Here is an 18,381-nt window from a genome sequence, read left to right on the forward strand (position 1 = left end):
GATCTTGCATCCATGGTGCGTCTGTTCCTAGTTGAGCAAAAGTGAATAGGCTGCAAAATAGCAAGATAATTGTAGTAAATAATTTCATCAATCGATATTTGAGAGGCAAAAGATAATGACAGTTTATCACAGAATAATAATCAAGTGGAAAAAGAATTTTGGGTTTCTTAGTCAAATTTAAAGTCATAACCTTGCCTAAGGTGTAAAAAATCAGTCTTAGTCTTTTTAATTAACTTACTGTTTATAAGTTGATAATGGTTCATATTCATAACCAGTTTGCTTCCCTTTTTTATCTCGAGATACACCTTTTGTCATCCATACTGGAGCTGGTGCGCCTTTAAGATAATGATCGAAGAACTGCATCATTCTTATCGATAAATCCCTTCTGTTTTTAGTTTCTCTTAGGTTGTGAGCCTCGTCATTATATACGAGCAACCATGAAGGTTTTCCTAATCTACGCATTCCCATAAACATTTCAATTCCTTGATAATAGGGTACGGCACCATCTGCATCATTATGCATCATGAGTAGCGGTGTTTCTATTTTAGGAATATGAAATAAAGGAGAATTCTCTATATACAAATCCAGTCCTTCCCATAGGTTTTTACCTATTCTCGTTTGAGTTTTTTCATATTGAAAAGCACGGCTTAAACCGCTGCCCCAGCGTATTCCACCATAAGCGCTGGTCATATTTGAAACTGGTGCGCCTGCCATTGCTGCTGCATATTTGTTTGTGCGAGTAACTAGATAAGCAGTTTGATAACCACCCCAACTTTGACCTTGTAGTGCCATTTTGTTAGAATCTACGTAGCCTAGTTTTTCTACTGCTTCTGTTCCAGAAACAATACAGTTGTAAGCACTTTCTCCAGGATAACCATCTTTATACACGACATCTGGTACAAAAACAACATAATCATTACTAGCGAGGTAGGCAAAGTTCACCGTACTCGCACTAGGCAAAGGAGATCGATAACTATGAAGTCTATCGGCATATTTTTCATAGAAATAAACAATCATTGGGTACTTTTTGTTTGGATCAAAATTAGCCGGCTTATAAATAAGACCTTCTAATGGCACACCATCGTAAGCATTCCATTGAAATAATTCTACAGTTCCCCATTTGAAATCTTTCTCCTGCGGATTGATATCCGTAAGTGGTTTTTTAAGTTTTGGAGTTAAGTATTCTATATCTGGATAATCTTCAAAGTTGCCAGAAGTAACCAGTAAAGCGTCTGCGTTTTCCGCTTTCGCGAAAGCGGTAACATTACGATCGCTCACCTCATATAACGGCTCTATTCCATTTGCACCAAGTAACATTAAAGAATTTGCTTTTGTACGATGATCAAAGGCTGAGAGCAATAACTTATCATTAAAATAGGTAGCAAGGTCACGGTTTTCTCTATCGAGTGTTTCTGTGCGATAAGTGATATTGTTTTTACGACCTGATTGAGTCATATTAACAGGTGCAGCTTCTCCAGTAGGGTCTAGCTTCCAGATGTCATATTTGTCATATAAAAGAGCAAACCCATCTTTATCAAAGCCTCCAAATCCATGAGCGTTTGCTAACGATGGGTGATCGTCATCTTCATTTGCAAAGCTTACATCTAAGAATTTAGTGAGGTTCTTGCCTATTTGAGTTTCTAGATTCATCATATGCCAATCTTGGGTGTCAAAATTGAAATAAATCACGTGCGTATTTTCTGGATTTCTTATAGGCGCACTTCCTGAATTATTAATTATAAATTTTTTACTACGCGTCTTTAGGTTTTCTACCAGATAGTCAGATCTCCATGGATAATCCCACGATCTTGCTATGTCATATTTATCGTTGTTTGCATAAATAACATAATTGCCTTCCATATCATCGTCCCAATCGGTATCTCTCATATCATAATCATTGAGAAACTGAATAGATCCTTTTTCAGTATCCCAGATAATGGTCGAAGATTGTCTTACCAGACTAGAAATACGAGTTTTTTGTTCTGGTTGCGTCATGCGGTCTTTGTAATTCCACACGTCCACTTGAGCAATCTCGTCATCCATTAAAGTGGTGTCTATGGTGTATTCAATTTTAGGCTGTGTATAAAACATCAAGCGTTTCCCATTTTCAGAAAACTGAGCTTTTCTTTTATCAGTAAGTGTCCAGCCGTCTTTGATATTTCCTTCTCCGTAGGCCAGTTGTCTTGTAAATGCATCTTTATCCTTTTGATAATACAGTTCGTATTTTAAAGAATCAGTTTCTGTACTGTCCATTGCCACTTTGTAAGCAAGCTGTTTACCGTATTTGTCAATAGAAAGGTCTTTATATCGCCATGCGGTTTCTAATAAAGTTGTTGAAGTTCTGGTAGTAGCATCATAATAATAAACGCCATGATCCTTTTTCTTTTTTCCTTGTTCTCGAGAATAAATAAAACCACTTCCTTCGCGTGGCATTTGATAATCTTTAAAACTATCAATGCTGTCCTTTGCTTTAGTTGCAGGTAGGTAGATAATCAAATAATCTTCTTGAGTATAATCTATTATTTCTTCATCGTCGTCAACTTTTTTAAGTTCCTTAAGTTTTTTCTCTAATTCTTCCTTTTCTTTTTTTAAGCGATGTCTTTTTTCTCTTTTAGTTTCATTAATAGGTTCTTCTTCTTTTGTTTCAGTAGTGTCTTTTTTCTTTTCAGGTTTCAGATCTTTGTACTTTTCTAGAATAAGAAATGTGTTACGTTTATCACTGGCAGTATATTTTTTTACTCGCTGGATAGAATCTACTATTGTTCCTAACTCCACATTATAAACCATAAAGGTATTTTTAGAGCGCTTTGCTTTATCGACATCATCCTTCTTTTCTTTACGTAGAGTTTGATATTCAGGCTTTTGAAGAAAATAGATATATTTCTCATCAGCACTTATTTGTGGATTAACGCCATTAAAAAAAGTATGCTTTGTATCATTAGAAATGTTATGAATTTCTAAATAGCCATTTCCCGCACCAGTAGATGTAACTACACTTACAGCAACTAAATTACCACTAGGCGAAATTTTTGTGCTACCAGCGCGTTTCCATAAATCATAGTCATCATGAGTAAGCGCTTTTTTTTGTCCTAAGGTTGTAAAACAAATACTGAAAGCGAAGAAATAGAGAAGGTTTTTCATAATCTGTGGTTGGTATTATTTGATAGGTTGTAGTTTTATTTTTGATCTTTCAAAGTCTCAATGTAGTTAGCATCCCATTCTTTTTTCATGGCCGTAAGCGAGCTCACATTATCATTAGGTACCGCTATTGATAGAACGTAGTGTGCGATTTTCCACTTACCATCCTGCATTCTCATTACGCCGCTACCACGACATATTCCCATTTGAGTATCTAACAATTCGTCAAAATAAACCCAACCGTTTGCTGAATAAACATTACGCTCTAATGAAGTAAAAGACCATGCTTTTCCCTTATCAAAATAGGGTTTTGAGAAAGTTTTAAACTCTTCTAGTTGCCAGTTCTCTGTAGCATCAGTTCCTATAAAGACAGCATGATCTGTCATGAGATCAAAATATTTCTCATAGTTTGCTTGAGCGGCGGCTTTGTGCCAGGCATCTATAGACTGCTCTACGGCAGCAGTATTTAAAGGTTGTTTTGAGGCACAACTGTATAAAAGGATTACGGTAAAATAGAGAAGAAAATTTTTCATAGGTAGTAAAGATAAAGATTACTAATTTTAAATCATGAAAAAACACAAATGTGGCTGGTGCCTGGGCGATGATCTTTATGAAGCTTACCACGATCAAGAATGGGGAAAACCTGTTTACGACGATCAAACGTTATTTGAATTCTTGATTCTTGAAACCATGCAAGCAGGCTTGAGCTGGATCACTATTTTACGAAAACGCCAAAACTATTTTGATGCACTCGATCAGTTTGATGTTCATAAAATAGCGCAATACGATCAGGCAAAACAAGAGGAATTACTTCAAAACGCTGGAATCATACGCAATAAATTGAAAGTAAAATCCATCGTGACAAATGCCCAACTATTTATCGAGATCCAAAAAGAATACGGTAGTTTTTCTAATTTTATTTGGGATTATGTAGATGGCAAGCCTATTAAAAATGAAGTGAAGGATTATAAAGAAGCACCTGCAAACACGGCATTATCAGATCAAATTTCTAAAAATTTAAAGAAACGAGGTTTTAAATTTGTAGGTTCTACAATCATGTATGCGTTTATGCAAGCCACTGGAATGGTAAATGATCACGAGGTAAATTGTTTTAGATATGATGAGGTTTAAGATTGCAGTAGTTTTTTGTGTTCTCGCTTTCGCGAAAGCGGAATTATCACCAGCACAATCAACCCAAAAAATAGAAAGAGAAGAGAAGATCGCTATCGAGTTATTTCCAAAAACAGCTTTAGAATTTGTAAACACTATCAGCAATTCACGTAAGAAAGTGAAATTTTATAAAGAAACAGATGGCGACAAGATCAGTTATGAAGCCAAATTAAAATATCAAAATCGTAAGTACAGCATTGAGTTTGATGAACAAGGAAAAATAGAGGACGTAGAAATTCAATTGAGTAAAAGGTCCATAAAAAAGCAAGCATTTTTAAAGATTGAAAATTATCTGGATACAGTTGCTAGAAAGTACCGCATCGAGAAAGTTCAAGAACAATATGTGGGAGAAAATAAAACTGCTATTCAAATTAAAGAACAAATTGCTCAGAAATTAGTAGACAACTACGAGCTTATTGTCGCTTTTAAAAACAATAGGAAAATCTACAGAAGAGAATACCTCTTTGATAATAAGGGCAACTTCTTAAGCAAGCGTGATATAAAAAGGCTAGAGTATGACTTTTTATTATTCTAGAGTTTTATTTATATGGTTGTTTCCATTGTTTTCATTTGCGCAAATTGTAGATGACATCATTGTACAGCCATCAGTTAATATTTCTTGGCAAACAGGAAATCGATGGAGTTTTAACAGTGTTGTTGAGCAGCGCAACAGCACTGATGATGGTATTGATGCACTACACGTTCAAGCAGCTCAATTTGTGGGTTATGAAGTAGGTTTCTATTCACAAATAGGTTTTGTGGTGATGTACCGAGAACTTTTTGATGATTCCAGACCAGAAGAAGTACGTTTTACAGAGCAGTACGTTTACAAAAGAAAATACAATGCGCTTAAGGTGGCACATCGAGTACGATGGGACCAGCGATTGCGAGGTGATAGAACCACGCATCGATGGCGATACAGGTTTTCTAGCTCTTTACCCTTAAACGGTTTTGCTACAGATGTTTCTGAATATTATTTAACAGCAAGTCTAGAAACAGTCTTCATAGCAGAAAAAGCCGAGCGTCCAGGATATGACCAGCGTTTTTCTTTAGGTCTAGGACGTCAATTATCAAAGAAATTAAAGCTGCAACTAGTTACAGAATACCGTTTTGAGGACTTTACCGCAGAGACAGAAAGATTACTGTTTTTAAATTTAGGGATGTATTACCAAATCTAAAAAAGCAACAATTTTTCTAGGTTAAATTCTTCTAGCTTTAACTTTCTCCTAGGTTAAATAGCATCTTTAAACTGTACAACAATCCACGTATTTAATTGTTATATTTACGTTTCAAGTAATGACTTCAATTGAGCGAGTTAATCGTTTCAATTTCAATATATAGAGAATACAAGGATGAGCTGTAACAGTTGTGGAACAGGTGGTAGTACGCCTGGAGGATGTAAAAATAATGGTACTTGTGGTACCAGTGGATGTAATAAGTTAACAGTATTTGACTGGCTAGCAAACATGGAGTTGCCAGGCGGACAGAAAAAATTCCCTTACGTAGAAGTACGTTTTAAGAACAGCCGTAAAGAATTCTTTCATAATAAAGAAGATTTACAACTTAAAATAGGTGATATAGTCGCTACACAAACAGAAACTGGTCACGATATAGGTATCGTTACCATTACTGGAGAGTTAGTACGAGTACAAATGAAACGCAAACGTGTTAAAATAAGTGACAGTATACCTCAAGTATATCGTATTGCAAATGAAAAAGATGTAGAAAAATGGGTCGCCGCACGCGAGAAAGAAGAGCCTATGAAAGTGCGTGCTCGCGAGATTGCCATACGTTTACAACTTAAAATGAAAATCTCTGATATTGAATTTCAAGGAGATGGATCAAAAGCTACTTTTTATTACACAGCTGACGAGCGTGTCGATTTTAGAGAACTCATAAGAGAATATGCAAGTGAGTTTAAAACAAGAATTGAGATGCGCCAGATAGGCTTGCGTCAGGAAGCAGCACGTCTAGGAGGAATAGGATCTTGCGGTCGTGAATTGTGTTGCAGTACCTGGTTAACAGACTTTAGATCAGTGACTACTGGAGCGGCACGTTATCAAAATTTATCTCTTAATCCGCAGAAGCTGGCTGGACAGTGTGGAAAGCTTAAATGCTGTCTCAACTACGAGTTAGATTCTTACATGGATGCACTCAGCACGTTTCCAAAGCAAAACCAAAAACTCTATACCGACAAAGGAACAGCAGTATGTCAAAAAGTTGACATTTTTAAAGGTCTTATGTGGTATTGCTATGAAGGCGACTGGATGAGCTGGCATACGCTCACAACAGAGCAAGTTCATGAAATAGTTTCAAAAAATAGAGCCAAAGAAAAGGTCGCAAGTATTGAAGAGTATGCGAGTGAGTTAATAATAGAAGAAAAAGTAGATTTTGAAAATGTGGTAGGGCAAGATAGTTTAACACGTTTTGACCAGCCTAAATCTCGCAAGAAACGCAATAATAAAAAGCGCAAGCCTGGTAGTAAAAAGAGTAGTTCAAATACGGCAACTGCCACTCAAAACGCACCTGCTAAAAAAGAGACTCCACCTAAAGGGAAAACAAGATCTAACAAAAGGAGAAACTCTAAAAGCAAAACCGGAGCGCAACAAGGTACTAAGCAAAACGACAAAAATACATCAGGTAATAAACCATCTTCAAGGTCTAACAAGCCTAGGCCTAATCGCAATAAGAATAACAACAAGAATAAACCACCTAAAAAAGAAGAGTAGTGAGAAAGATATTATTTTTCATAACGGCTTTCATTTTTATCTCTTGTGACGAGCAACTAGTAAGTGCAGAGTATATGGATATGCCCGCAACTGGCTGGGCGATAGAAGATATTGCTACTTTTCAAATAGAACCACAGGACACTATAAACAAATACAATTTATTTATTAATTTGCGTAATACCCATGAATATGAGTATAATAACCTTTGGTTGATTTCTCAGATAAAATTTCCACAAGGAAAAGTCGTTACAGATACATTACAGTATCAAATGGCAGCACCAGACGGTAAGTTTTTAGGAAAAGGTTCTAACGACGTGTTTGAAAATAAACTATGGTTGCGAGAAGGTATTCGCTTTCGCGAAAGCGGAAACTACCAGCTAGCACTTAAGCATGCCATGAGAAAAAACGGAGAAGTAAACGCAGATGCACAATTAAAAGGTATTCTCAACGTAGGATATAGTATAGAAAAACAATTGCAAGATGGCAGCAACTAAAGCACAAATCGCAAAAGAAAAAGAAGGGAAAAAGAAAAATATTTCTTTATTCTGGAAGATGTATGCCATAGGTGTAGGACTTCTCGTTTTACTTTTTTTACTGGCAGGATGGGGAATTTTTGGTGATTTACCAGACCACACCGCATTAGAGAATCCGCAAACGGAGCTGGCAACTGAGATCGTCACGGCAGACGGGAAGACCTTAGGAACTTTTTTCAACGATAATAGAAAACCCATTAAATACGACGATTTACCTCAGCACCTTATCGATGCTCTAGTTTCTACAGAAGACGAACGTTTCTGGGATCATAGTGGGATAGATGGCTATGGTACAGCGAGAGCAGTCGCTTATTTGGGTCAAAAAGGTGGCGCAAGTACCATCACACAACAGCTCGCCAAACTTTATTTTACACCTGAACCTAGTCAGAATATAGTAGAAAGAATCATTCAAAAGACTAGAGAATGGATCATTACCTCGAGACTAGAACAGCAGTACACTAAGAAGGAGATTATCACGCAATATTTAAATGAATTTGATTTCTTATATCAAGCGATAGGTATACGTAGTGCTGCTAATATCTATTTCAACAAAGAACCAAGAGAATTAAGTGTTTCAGAAAGCGCAGTTTTAGTCTCAATGCTTAAGAATCCATGGCTATATAATCCAAGAAGAGAGAGCAGGAAAGAACAAGTGTTAACTCGCCGCAATCAAGTTTTTGTTCAGATGGTGCGTAATAATAAAATGACTGAAGCTACTAAGGATAGCCTAAAACAAATACCAGTTAAGATCAATTACAACTCAGCAGATCATAACGAAGGTATGGGAACTTATTTCAGAGAGAACTTGCGTACGTGGTTAAAGAATTGGGCAAAAGATCATATTAATCCAGATACAGAAAAGCCTTATAATCTTTATAATGATGGGCTTAAAATTAATGTTACCATAGACTCTAGAATGCAAAAAATGGCTGAGGAAGCTGTTTATGCTCATATGGAACGACTTCAAGCAGAGTTTGATCATCAACAAAAGCGCAATAAAACAGCTCCTTTTACAGATTTAACTACTTCTCAAATTGAGACCTCCATGAAAAACGCCATGAAGAGATCTGAGCGATGGAGAGAAATGAAGAAAAAAGGAATCGCCGAAGAAGCCATCATTAAGAGTTTTAACGTAAAAACAGACATGACTATTTTTGATTGGAAGGCTGAATTCAGAGAGCGTGATACTATCATGACGCCCATGGATTCTATACGCTATTACAAACAGTTTTTACATACTGGACTGATGTCTTTAGAGCCACAAACCGGTCATGTAAAAGCATGGGTAGGTGGTATTAATCACAAACATTTTAAATTTGATCACGTAGAGTTAGGAAAACGTCAGGCAGGATCTACTTTTAAGCCTTTCTTGTATTCTACAGCCATAGATTTATTGCACTATAGTCCGTGTAAAGAATATCCTGATGGTGAATACACTATTCCTGCAGGTAAGCATGGCAACACTAAAGACTGGACACCTAAGGATTCCAGTGGTGATTATGGTAATATTATGAGCTTGCAAGAAGCGCTTGCCAAATCAAAAAACACCATTTCGGCAAGATTGATGGATGAAGTAGGACCTCAACCAGTTATTGATCGTGCAGAGCAATTAGGAATCGATGTGTCAAACATTGATGCAGTACCGTCATTAGCCTTAGGAACTGCAGATGTTAGTCTTTATGAAATGGTCGCTGCTTATGGTGTTTTTGCAAATGGTGGTATTTATAATAAACCAGTCTTGGTTACAAGTATTGAAGATAAAAACGGAACGATTCTTTATCAGTACATGCCAGAAAGCAAAGACGTTATGAATCCAGAAACGGCTTATGTAACGGTTAACCTAATGGAAGGTGTAACCAGAATAGGTAGTGGTGCAAAGCTAAGAGGTAATAGTTCATGGGCAGCAAATAGTACTTTTTATAAAGAGGTGATTACCGATTATCCTTATGATTTCAAGAACGATATTGCTGGTAAAACTGGTACTACTCAAAACAATAGTGATGGCTGGTTTATGGGTATGGTTCCTAATTTAGTAACCGGTGTTTGGGTAGGAGCAGATGATCGATCAGTTCATTTTAAAACTACCAAATATGGTCAAGGAGCTACTATGGCACTACCTATTTGGGGAAGCTATATGAAACGTGTTTATGCAGATGAAACGCTAGACGTGTCTAAAGAGCCATTTAAAAAACCAGAAAATCTAACTATTGAGACAGACTGCGAGGAATATAAAATGAGTTTAGGTAGTGATGGCTTAGGTAGTGGTGATCAACCTAGCGATGATATTTCCAAAGAATTAGACATGTTATAATGATATCAAAACTCTCTTTAGATAATCTTTTGTTTCTAGACATAGAAACGGTGCCGCAGTACGAGAGTTTTGAGCAATTAGAAGAAATAGATCAGCAACTATATGCTGATAAAACAAAGTATCAACGTAAGGATGAGTTCACACCAGCCGAGTTTTACGATCGAGCTGGCATCTGGGCAGAATTCGGTAAAATAGTTTGTATATCAGTTGGTTACTTTGTGAATCGAGATGGCCAACAATTTAGAACTCGTAGTTTTACAGGAGAAGAAAAGCACCTTTTAGAAGAGTTTTCAAGCTTATTAAACGAGCATTTTTCTCATAGAAATCATTTGCTTTGTGCTCATAATGGTAAAGAATTTGACTTTCCATATATCGCGAGAAGGATGATTATTTTAGGAGTTGAGATTCCTGCAAAGCTTAATTTATTTGGTAAAAAACCATGGGAAGTGCCTCATCTAGACACCTTAGAGTTGTGGAAGTTTGGTGATTATAAACATTATACCAGCTTAAAATTATTGACGCGTATTCTAGATATTCCATCTCCTAAAAATGATATAGACGGCTCACAGGTAAGAGACGTGTTTTATGTCGATCAAGATATCCAGCGCATTGCAAACTATTGCGAGAAAGATGTGGTCGCGGTAGCACAAATAGTTCTTAAACTACGTAAAGAACCTATCCTTAATGATGACCAGATCATCTCAAAATAATACCATCGCCTCCATAAAAGGTCTCAACGTCTCTTTTTCAAATGGGAAACAAAACACTCAAGTTTTGCATGATATCAACTTTGATATTTTTCAAAATGAAATACTAGCCGTAGTCGGAGAATCTGGTAGTGGTAAGTCGGTTACCAGTAAAGCCTTGATGGGTTTGTTACCTATTAAAGCAGCTAACATAAATGCCCAGGAACTCACATTATTAGGAAGAGACTTATTAAAAGTAAGAGGTTCCGACTGGTCTCGCTTTCGCGGAAGCGAGATAAGCATGATCTTCCAAGAACCTATGAGCTCTCTCAATCCTACTATCACCTGCGGCAAGCAAGTTGTTGAGGTATTGCAAAAACATCAATCCATAAGTAACGTAGCGGCTAGAAAAGAAGTATTACGGCTATTTGGAAAAGTAAAACTTCCTATTCCTGAAACAACATTTGATAAATTTCCTCACGAGATAAGCGGTGGACAAATGCAACGTGTCATGATAGCGATGGCGATTGCTTGTAAACCTAAATTACTCATTGCAGATGAGCCTACGACTGCTCTGGACGTAACGGTGCAAAAGGAAATTATTTACTTGCTCAAAGAATTGCAAGAAGAATATGGGATGAGTATACTTTTTATTTCGCATGATTTGTCTTTAGTAAAATCTATTGCAGATCGCATTTTAGTCATGTATCAAGGTAGAATTGTGGAGCAAGGAAAAAGCGATGTAGTTTTTGAATCGCCTAAAGAAGTTTATACAAAAGCGCTGATAGCCTCTAGACCTAGTACAACTGTAAGAGTAAAAAAACTGCCTACTATCTCAGATTTTATAGAAGGTACGGTAGAAGATGATGTTATCACGCCTACCACTCGTAAAGAATTGCATTCCGATCTTTATAAACGAGAGCCTTTATTACAAGTAAAAGAAGTTGTCAAGGATTTTAAACTTAAGAAAGGACTTTTTGAAAAGCAACAATTCTTTAGAGCGGTAGATCATGTCAGTTTTGACTTATTTGCTGGCGAAAGCTTAGGCTTAGTAGGAGAGAGTGGATGCGGTAAAAGTACATTAGGCAACCTCATTTTACGACTTATTGATACTACTAGCGGAAACATTATTTATCGCAACTGTGACATTACTCATCTAAAAGGTAAAGAATTACGCGAGCTGCGTAAAGAGATTCAAATTATTTTTCAAGATCCATTTGCTTCCTTAAATCCGAGATTAACCGTAGGACAAGCTATCATCGAGCCTATGAAATGGCATGGAATAGGTAAAAATAACGCTCATAGAAAAGAGAAAGTCCTTCATCTTCTAAAACGAGTAAGATTAACTGAGGAACATTACAATAGATATCCGCATGAATTTAGTGGTGGCCAAAGACAGCGTATAGGAATCGCAAGAACGGTTGCTTTGGAACCTAAATTAATTGTATGTGATGAAAGTGTGAGTGCACTTGATATATCAGTTCAAGCACAGGTTTTGAATTTGCTCAATGAATTTAAAGCAGATTTTGGGTTCTCTTATTTATTTATCTCTCATGACCTAGCGGTTGTAAAATACTTTTGCGATCAAGTCATCGTCATGAACAAGGGAAAAATAGAAGAAAAAAATGAAGCTGATGAATTATATGCAAATCCACAAAGTGCCTATACTAAGAAATTGATTGCCGCTATTCCTGAGTGATTTGATCTTTACTCTAATAATGCTAGACTTATCAATAACATTTAAGAGACATGCGCTTTAGATTCATGACTATTTGCTATTGAAGAGTATATAAAAAACAAAACCTCATAATCAATTGACTATGAGGTTTTTGTACTCGAGACGGGACTTGAACCCGTACGGGCATTACTACCCATTGGATTTTAAGTCCAACGTGTCTACCAATTCCACCACTCGAGCGATTGTGCCAGCGGCACATCATTGGTATTTATAAAATCTGAAAAAAGAACAGTTTTTAGAGCGAAAGACGAGATTTGAACTCGCGACCTCCACCTTGGCAAGGTGATGCTCTACCCCTGAGCTACTTTCGCAATTGCTTTAAAAGTCAAAAGAATTCTAAAGCGGTTGCAAATTTAACAACTTTCCTTATAATGCAAAGGAAAAAGCAGAAAATTATTAGGTATTAGCCTCTTTTTTTATCAGCATACGTTTAATTTCATTGAGTTTCATCAATGCTTCTACTGGAGTGAGCGTATTTATATCTACCTGAAGGATTTCTTCCTTGATATTTTCGAGTAGTGGATCGTCTAAATTGAAGAAGCTTAGTTGCATTTCTTCCTCCTGAAGGTTTTTCATAGCTTCTTTAGAGTCTTCTTGCTTATGAGTTTTTTCTAAACGTTTTAAAATCTTATTGGCTTTTGAAATCACTTGTTGTGGCATTCCTGCCATTTTTGCTACATGAATTCCAAAACTGTGATGACTACCACCGGAAACTAATTTGCGCATGAAGAGAACTTTATCCTTCAATTCCTTTACTTCAACATTAAAGTTTTTAATGCGCTCAAATTGAGAAGTCATTTCATTCAACTCATGATAGTGAGTTGCAAAAAGCGTCTTAGGACTGGATGGATGCTCGTGAAGATATTCTGTAATGGCCCATGCTATAGAAATACCATCATAAGTGCTTGTTCCTCGACCTATTTCGTCTAATAGTACTAAACTCTTCTCGCTGATATTATTCAAAATACTGGCACTTTCATTCATTTCAGTCATGAAGGTAGATTCTCCTTGAGAAATATTATCACTAGCACCTACACGAGTAAAAATTTTATCTACTATTCCCATTTTCACTTCTTCTGCAGGAACAAAACTTCCTATTTGAGCGAGCAGAACAATCAAAGCAGTTTGTCGTAGAATAGCACTTTTACCGCTCATGTTAGGACCAGTAATCATGATGATTTGTTGTGAGTCTCGATCTAGTTGTACATCGTTAGGAATGTAAGGTTGATCTGCCGGCAGCATTTTCTCAATTACCGGATGTCTTCCACCTTTGATTTCTAAAGCGTCGTTATCTAGAATTATTGGTCTTACGTAATTTGAAGTAATCGCATGTAAAGCAAAAGAAATCAAACAATCTAATTGTCCTATCAATTGCGAATTATTCTGAATGGTCTTAATAGAAGGATGAATTTCTCTAACCACATTTTCAAATAATTCTTGTTGCAATGCATTAATGCGTTCTTCGGCACCTAGGATTTTACCTTCGTATTCTTTTAACTCTTCAGTGATGTAACGCTCTGCATTTACCAGAGTCTGTTTTCTAGTCCACTCTGCAGGGACTTTATCTTTATGTGTGTTTCTAACCTCAATATAATATCCGAATACATTATTACTAGATATTTTTAAACTTGTTATTCCAGTTTCTTCACTATGTCTAGCGAGCATATTATCGAGATAATCTTTACCTGAAGTGGCAAGTCCTCTTAATTCATCTAACTCTGTATTATAACCTTGTGCTATAGTGTCACCTTTTAAAATGTTTACAGGAGCATTTTCATCTATAGCCTTTTTGAAAAGATCTATAAGATGAAGACAAGGGTTGAGACTTTCACCTATAATGTTAAGCGCTTTATTATCAGATGCTAGTGCCTTTTCTTTAATAGGGATAATAGCTTCCAGACTATTTTTAAGTTGAACCACTTCTCTAGGACATATTTTACCAACGGCAACCTTTGAAATCAATCGTTCTAAATCGCTCATGCGTTTTAAATACGATTTGATTTCTTCTTGCTGTTCTTGCGAGGTAGTAAAAAATTCTACCACATCATGTCGTTTTTTAATTTGAGCAGGATCCTTTAATGGAAATGCCATCCATCTTTTAAGCATGCGTCCACCCATCGCTGTGGTGGTTTTATCAATCACGTCAATTAACGTTACAGCGCCTTGACTTAATGGAGTATATAGTTCTAGATTGCGAACGGTGAATCGATCCATCCAAACATAATTATCATCTTCAATACGTGATATATTTGAAATATGATCAATCTTATCGTGTTGTGTCTCCTCTAGATAATGTAGAATTGCACCAGCTGAAATCAGTGCTTGATCTAATTTTTCTACTCCAAAACCTTTCAAAGAATTGACCTTAAAATGACTCAATAATGAGTTTTTAGCAAAGTCTATTTGAAATACCCAATCTTCTAAATGAAAAAAAGGCAAATCATAAGGAAACTCTTGAGCTAAAGTTTTTTTATCAGTTCGAGTTACTAATAATTCACTAGGACTGAAATTTTGAAGTAATTTATCTGCTTCTTCTTTAGAGCCTTGAGAAACTAAAAATTCTCCTGTAGAAATATCTAAAAAAGCGACCCCATAAACATTTCTATTAACTGAAAGCGCTGCAAGAAAATTATTTGTTTTAGAACTTAATACTTCATCATTAAGCGCAACTCCTGGTGTGATTAGTTCGGTAACACCACGTTTTACGATGGTTTTAGTTTGCTTGGGATCTTCTAATTGATCGCATATCGCAACACGTTCTCCCGCACGGACCAGTTTGGGTAAATACGTGTTTAATGAATGATGAGGAAAACCAGCCAACTCGATTTGATCGCCACCATTATTACGAGCCGTAAGAACGATATTCAGTATGCGTGCTGTTTTTACCGCATCTTCACCAAAAGTTTCATAAAAATCTCCAACACGGAAAAGCAGCAACGCATCAGGATATTTCATCTTGATTTTATTGTACTGCTGCATTAAAGGAGTAACCTTCTTAGATTTTGATGCCAAAACGATACTTTTTTAGGAGTATCAAAAGTACGATTTAGCCTTATTCAAAAGCCTTATTCTATCTCATGTTTTTCAACAAGTTCTAATCAAATAGCCCTATCACATCAACAGGTAACTGTGCGTGCCATTCTTTACCATAGTTTTTATTGAGAAACAGAGCTACATGGTAATTGTGTTGTTTCGCTTTCGCGAAAGCGAGATCATTTAAATCACCGGTCATAGACTCAAAGTCTATATCATATCTAGTCGTAAATGCCTTTACCTGATCGGGATTTATAAATTCAGTAGCGTAGCAATAGAAAAACGACTTTTGTGGTTCTTTTTTAGCTGGCTTTTTTTGAATGTTTTCAAAAGACGCTGAGGCTAAAAATGCAAATTGATCCTTTTTAGATATGATGGTATTGTATTCTAATTTACAGTATTCATTATCACAAAATTGAGCTTTGTGAAGGTCATTGAGCGTGTTACTTTTTGCTGATAAGTCTAACTTATAAATGGAACCTATTTGGGGCGTGATATCTATCATTATTTTGGGAGATGCGTGGCTTTTTACAAGCTGATGCATATAAATAACTTGATGGATGGCAGCATTTTCTGGTGAATTCTTTTTTTCAATAATTATTACGGGAAAAGGAACACCTACCACGTACTCATTTTTACCTTTTACAGTAATGGAGTTGTTTTTTTGATCAATAATCGCATGAATGTCTTTAAGTACATGACCATTTCTAGGAAGGTAGGACACGTTGTATACATCAAATTCCTCAATAGAAAAGTGCAATTCAAAAGAAAAGGCACCTGAAGAAGATGCCTGTCCTTGAACTTTCAACGAGTATACAAATAGTACTGATAATAGAAAAAGATATTTCATTGTTTAATCCCAAGTGTATTCTTTTGAGCTAGACTGTTTTTTAATCGCTTGAAACATGGCAGATTCTAAACCATTAGATTCACTAAGTGATTGTTTTTTAATATAGTTATCTCTCTTTTTATTAAGTTCTTGAATCTTGTTCTGTATTGAAGTTCGTTCTTGTTTTTTTACTTTCGCGAAAGCGGTAATCTCCTTCTTACTTTTATTGCGCAAACTATCTGGTAATGTAGCTAGATTCTCTGATTTGAAAAAGCCTTCTCTCGCTTCCTCATCTTCCATCGCATCTACAAGATCCCATGTGGAGTTGCGGTAATTTGAAGAAGATTTTGCTACACTACGTTTTACATTTGCCTGAATAGAGGCTTCCTGAACCATTTCGTCCATTTGTACTTGAGCCATTTTTTTATCTTCACCTTGACGGCCGTAATACACATAAGTATTATTCAGTTTTTTATTCCATTCTAGAATTTCATCGTCATAAGGAGTTGCTACATAGGTCGATTTTTGATTGTGATCTAGATTCATGTATTCACCTTTTCCTAGAACGGCTCCTTCTTTCCAGCGCAATTGCGTTCCTGTATTCCAGTCGCCACAAAAAATGGTGTTTACAGTGACGTCTTTTTCTATAGCTTGTGCAATACTAGAAGAAAAAGGTACAGAACCTTGATTAAAACCTTCGTTACCTGCGATGAAAATCATTTTTAAGTCGTTTTTTCCATCTTTCCATTCGAGATGTTTTAGTGATTTATCGATAACGGTACCACAGTATTCCTCGCCGCCATTAGTTCTTAAACTAAACAGCTCTTTACTGATCAAGTCTAGGTCTGTAGAAAAGGAAAGCACCTCACGTACAAAACCGTCGTTAGCACTTAAACGGCTGTTCCCATATTCATAAATAGCAATTTCTAATAATGCTTGTTGATCGTTGCATTGAGCACTCGACATTTTATTTACAATATCCCACAATTGGGTTTTGGCCTGATCGATAAGTCCGTCCATACTATTGCTGGTGTCTAGCAATAAAGCTATTTGTATAGTTGCAGGTTTTGTGTTTGCTATAATTACAGGCGCTTCAATGAATTCATCAATAGTTGCGATTTGGTTTCCCTGAGTATTTCCTTTGCAGGAAAGAAATGCTGCGATGCTCAATGATAGAGCTAGTGTTTTTAAATTTTTCATATTGTTTTATTTTTTAATTCAACCGTAAAACCCTTTTGGTTGCTCCATCAGCGTTGCTGATTTCGTCGCCAACCTGTTTTCCCTTCAAAAAAGGGAAAGGTTTTTATACTTTGTTTAATTTTGGAAACGTCTCTAGTTATTAGGTATTTGTTTGATATCTATAGGTCCATTAGGACTTACTACGTACACTTTAGGATCAGGAGTTTTTACTGGAGCAGGTTTTGGTTCTGGTTTTATCTCAATTGGTTTTAAGTTGTATTGTAAGCTTAAATCCATACCTAACTGAATAACAGGCTTTGTGATTGCTGCGTTTACTACGATGTCATAACCGTTGTACGGGATAGGGTCATAATAATATGATGTGGGCTTTCTAACAGAGGTTACATTTTTCTGATTTTTAAGAGATTCCATGCTTATGTTTTCTGCAGCGAGGTAGCTTTTGTAGAAATCCTTAGGTGTGTGGTAGTATTTTTTGTCGGCCATCATGACATTGTAGTCTTCCATTTTAAAACCTAGTTTCTCGTAGTATGCTTTCTTTTTTGCAACTTCAGCAAGAAGCTTGTTTTGTAGATCTTCATAAATGGCTTCTAGATTTTTTACGTAGTAATCTACTTTTACCAGGTTGTATACTTCGGCTTTACCACAAGCAGTAAGGATTTTTTGAAAATCACTGTCTTTCTTGTAACTGATCAAGAGGTTTTGTTGCAGTTCAAAACCTACAGGAACTTCGGTATATGTTTTAGAGAAAAGCTTTTTAGTAACTTCTATTTCATATTGCGGGACGAAGGATATCATGTCTAATGAGAACTGCCCTTGAAAACCCTTGCTTTTCAGGTCTTGTTTTACAATTTCAATTTTATCGTTCATCAGTTTTGTAGTTTCCTCTGCAGTTTTACCTACTTGAACGATATTAAAGACAGCCGTATAATCTGTTGCGTCCACATTGTACAAAGACCTCAGCTTTATTTGTAGCACATTGCTAGGTTGTAGGTTAACGTATTGTTGCGCATATTG

General features: G+C 36.3%; 14 protein-coding genes and 2 tRNA genes. 8 read left to right on the forward strand and 8 right to left on the reverse strand.

Features of this window, described 5'->3' with window-relative positions:
* Nucleotides 1-234: 234 nt before the first annotated feature.
* Entirely contained in the window at nt 235-3,141 is a 2,907-nt protein-coding gene (locus A9Q93_RS02490; protein WP_303685803.1) for a S9 family peptidase, read from the reverse strand.
* Nucleotides 3,142-3,176: 35 nt separating this feature from the next.
* On the reverse strand, nt 3,177-3,671 hold the full coding sequence (locus A9Q93_RS02495) for a nuclear transport factor 2 family protein (RefSeq protein ID WP_303685804.1): 495 nt from the start codon (nt 3,669-3,671) through the stop codon (nt 3,177-3,179).
* Nucleotides 3,672-3,705: 34 nt separating this feature from the next.
* Here A9Q93_RS02495 and A9Q93_RS02500 point away from each other — a divergent pair, with 34 nt between their 5' ends.
* The 8 genes from A9Q93_RS02500 (at nt 3,706) to A9Q93_RS02535 (ending at nt 12,266) form a co-directional block, all read left to right on the forward strand.
* Complete coding sequence (locus A9Q93_RS02500) at nt 3,706-4,269, forward strand: DNA-3-methyladenine glycosylase I (protein ID WP_303685805.1); 564 nt, start codon at nt 3,706-3,708, stop codon at nt 4,267-4,269.
* A complete protein-coding gene (locus A9Q93_RS02505) occupies nt 4,256-4,843 on the forward strand; it encodes a hypothetical protein (RefSeq protein WP_303685806.1) in 588 nt (195 codons plus the stop codon). The genes A9Q93_RS02500 and A9Q93_RS02505 overlap by 14 nt, the downstream gene beginning before the upstream one ends.
* Entirely contained in the window at nt 4,824-5,486 is a 663-nt protein-coding gene (locus tag A9Q93_RS02510; protein WP_303685807.1) for a DUF2490 domain-containing protein, read from the forward strand. Before A9Q93_RS02505 ends, A9Q93_RS02510 begins: the two co-directional genes overlap by 20 nt.
* Before the next feature lie 174 nt (nt 5,487-5,660).
* Nucleotides 5,661-7,037 carry a regulatory iron-sulfur-containing complex subunit RicT gene (locus A9Q93_RS02515; RefSeq protein ID WP_303685808.1) on the forward strand — a complete coding sequence of 459 codons (1,377 nt, stop codon included), beginning with the start codon at nt 5,661-5,663 and terminating at the stop codon, nt 7,035-7,037.
* Nucleotides 7,037-7,531 carry a gliding motility lipoprotein GldH gene (locus tag A9Q93_RS02520; protein WP_303685809.1) on the forward strand — a complete coding sequence of 165 codons (495 nt, stop codon included), beginning with the start codon at nt 7,037-7,039 and terminating at the stop codon, nt 7,529-7,531. Before A9Q93_RS02515 ends, A9Q93_RS02520 begins: the two co-directional genes overlap by 1 nt.
* Nucleotides 7,518-9,881: a penicillin-binding protein 1A gene (locus tag A9Q93_RS02525; RefSeq protein ID WP_303685810.1), complete on the forward strand. Its 2,364-nt coding sequence runs from the start codon at nt 7,518-7,520 to the stop codon at nt 9,879-9,881. The genes A9Q93_RS02520 and A9Q93_RS02525 overlap by 14 nt, the downstream gene beginning before the upstream one ends.
* Nucleotides 9,881-10,591, forward strand: coding sequence for a 3'-5' exonuclease (locus A9Q93_RS02530; protein WP_303685811.1), 711 nt, complete (start codon nt 9,881-9,883; stop codon nt 10,589-10,591). The genes A9Q93_RS02525 and A9Q93_RS02530 overlap by 1 nt, the downstream gene beginning before the upstream one ends.
* Nucleotides 10,569-12,266, forward strand: coding sequence for an ABC transporter ATP-binding protein (locus tag A9Q93_RS02535; RefSeq protein WP_303685816.1), 1,698 nt, complete (start codon nt 10,569-10,571; stop codon nt 12,264-12,266). Before A9Q93_RS02530 ends, A9Q93_RS02535 begins: the two co-directional genes overlap by 23 nt.
* 133 nt (nt 12,267-12,399) lie before the next feature.
* Here the strand turns inward: A9Q93_RS02535 and A9Q93_RS02540 are convergent.
* The 6 genes from A9Q93_RS02540 to A9Q93_RS02565 all read right to left on the reverse strand — a co-directional run.
* Nucleotides 12,400-12,485 (reverse strand) — tRNA-Leu (locus A9Q93_RS02540).
* A gap of 59 nt (nt 12,486-12,544) precedes the next feature.
* Nucleotides 12,545-12,616 (reverse strand) — tRNA-Gly (locus A9Q93_RS02545).
* 85 nt (nt 12,617-12,701) lie between these two features.
* Nucleotides 12,702-15,317, reverse strand: a complete 2,616-nt coding sequence (gene mutS, locus A9Q93_RS02550) for a DNA mismatch repair protein MutS (RefSeq protein WP_303685812.1) — start codon at nt 15,315-15,317, stop codon at nt 12,702-12,704.
* Between the two features lie 82 nt (nt 15,318-15,399).
* Nucleotides 15,400-16,188 (reverse strand): hypothetical protein, encoded by a 789-nt coding sequence (locus A9Q93_RS02555; protein WP_303685813.1) that lies wholly within the window; start codon nt 16,186-16,188, stop codon nt 15,400-15,402.
* Nucleotides 16,189-16,191: 3 nt separating this feature from the next.
* On the reverse strand, nt 16,192-17,367 hold the full coding sequence (locus A9Q93_RS02560; protein ID WP_303685814.1) for a vWA domain-containing protein: 1,176 nt from the start codon (nt 17,365-17,367) through the stop codon (nt 16,192-16,194).
* A gap of 132 nt (nt 17,368-17,499) precedes the next feature.
* Nucleotides 17,500-18,381, reverse strand: an 882-nt coding sequence (locus A9Q93_RS02565; RefSeq protein ID WP_303685815.1) for a hypothetical protein, incomplete at its 5' end; no start/stop codon positions are given.

The organism is Nonlabens dokdonensis (genome assembly GCF_002162835.1).
GTDB classification, from domain to species: domain Bacteria; phylum Bacteroidota; class Bacteroidia; order Flavobacteriales; family Flavobacteriaceae; genus Nonlabens; species Nonlabens dokdonensis_B.

Bases quoted from the DNA above. Each gene is read 5' to 3' on its own strand.
- A9Q93_RS02490 (WP_303685803.1), bottom strand. From the start codon at position 3,141: ATGAAAAACCTTCTCTATTTCTTCGCTTTCAGTATTTGTTTTACAACC.
- A9Q93_RS02495 (WP_303685804.1), bottom strand. From the start codon at position 3,671: ATGAAAAATTTTCTTCTCTATTTTACCGTAATCCTTTTATACAGTTGT.
- A9Q93_RS02500 (WP_303685805.1), top strand. From the start codon at position 3,706: ATGAAAAAACACAAATGTGGCTGGTGCCTGGGCGATGATCTTTATGAA.
- A9Q93_RS02505 (WP_303685806.1), top strand. From the start codon at position 4,256: ATGATGAGGTTTAAGATTGCAGTAGTTTTTTGTGTTCTCGCTTTCGCG.
- A9Q93_RS02510 (WP_303685807.1), top strand. From the start codon at position 4,824: ATGACTTTTTATTATTCTAGAGTTTTATTTATATGGTTGTTTCCATTG.
- A9Q93_RS02515 (WP_303685808.1), top strand. From the start codon at position 5,661: ATGAGCTGTAACAGTTGTGGAACAGGTGGTAGTACGCCTGGAGGATGT.
- A9Q93_RS02525 (WP_303685810.1), top strand. From the start codon at position 7,518: ATGGCAGCAACTAAAGCACAAATCGCAAAAGAAAAAGAAGGGAAAAAG.
- A9Q93_RS02530 (WP_303685811.1), top strand. From the start codon at position 9,881: ATGATATCAAAACTCTCTTTAGATAATCTTTTGTTTCTAGACATAGAA.
- A9Q93_RS02535 (WP_303685816.1), top strand. From the start codon at position 10,569: ATGACCAGATCATCTCAAAATAATACCATCGCCTCCATAAAAGGTCTC.
- A9Q93_RS02555 (WP_303685813.1), bottom strand. From the start codon at position 16,188: ATGAAATATCTTTTTCTATTATCAGTACTATTTGTATACTCGTTGAAA.
- A9Q93_RS02560 (WP_303685814.1), bottom strand. From the start codon at position 17,367: ATGAAAAATTTAAAAACACTAGCTCTATCATTGAGCATCGCAGCATTT.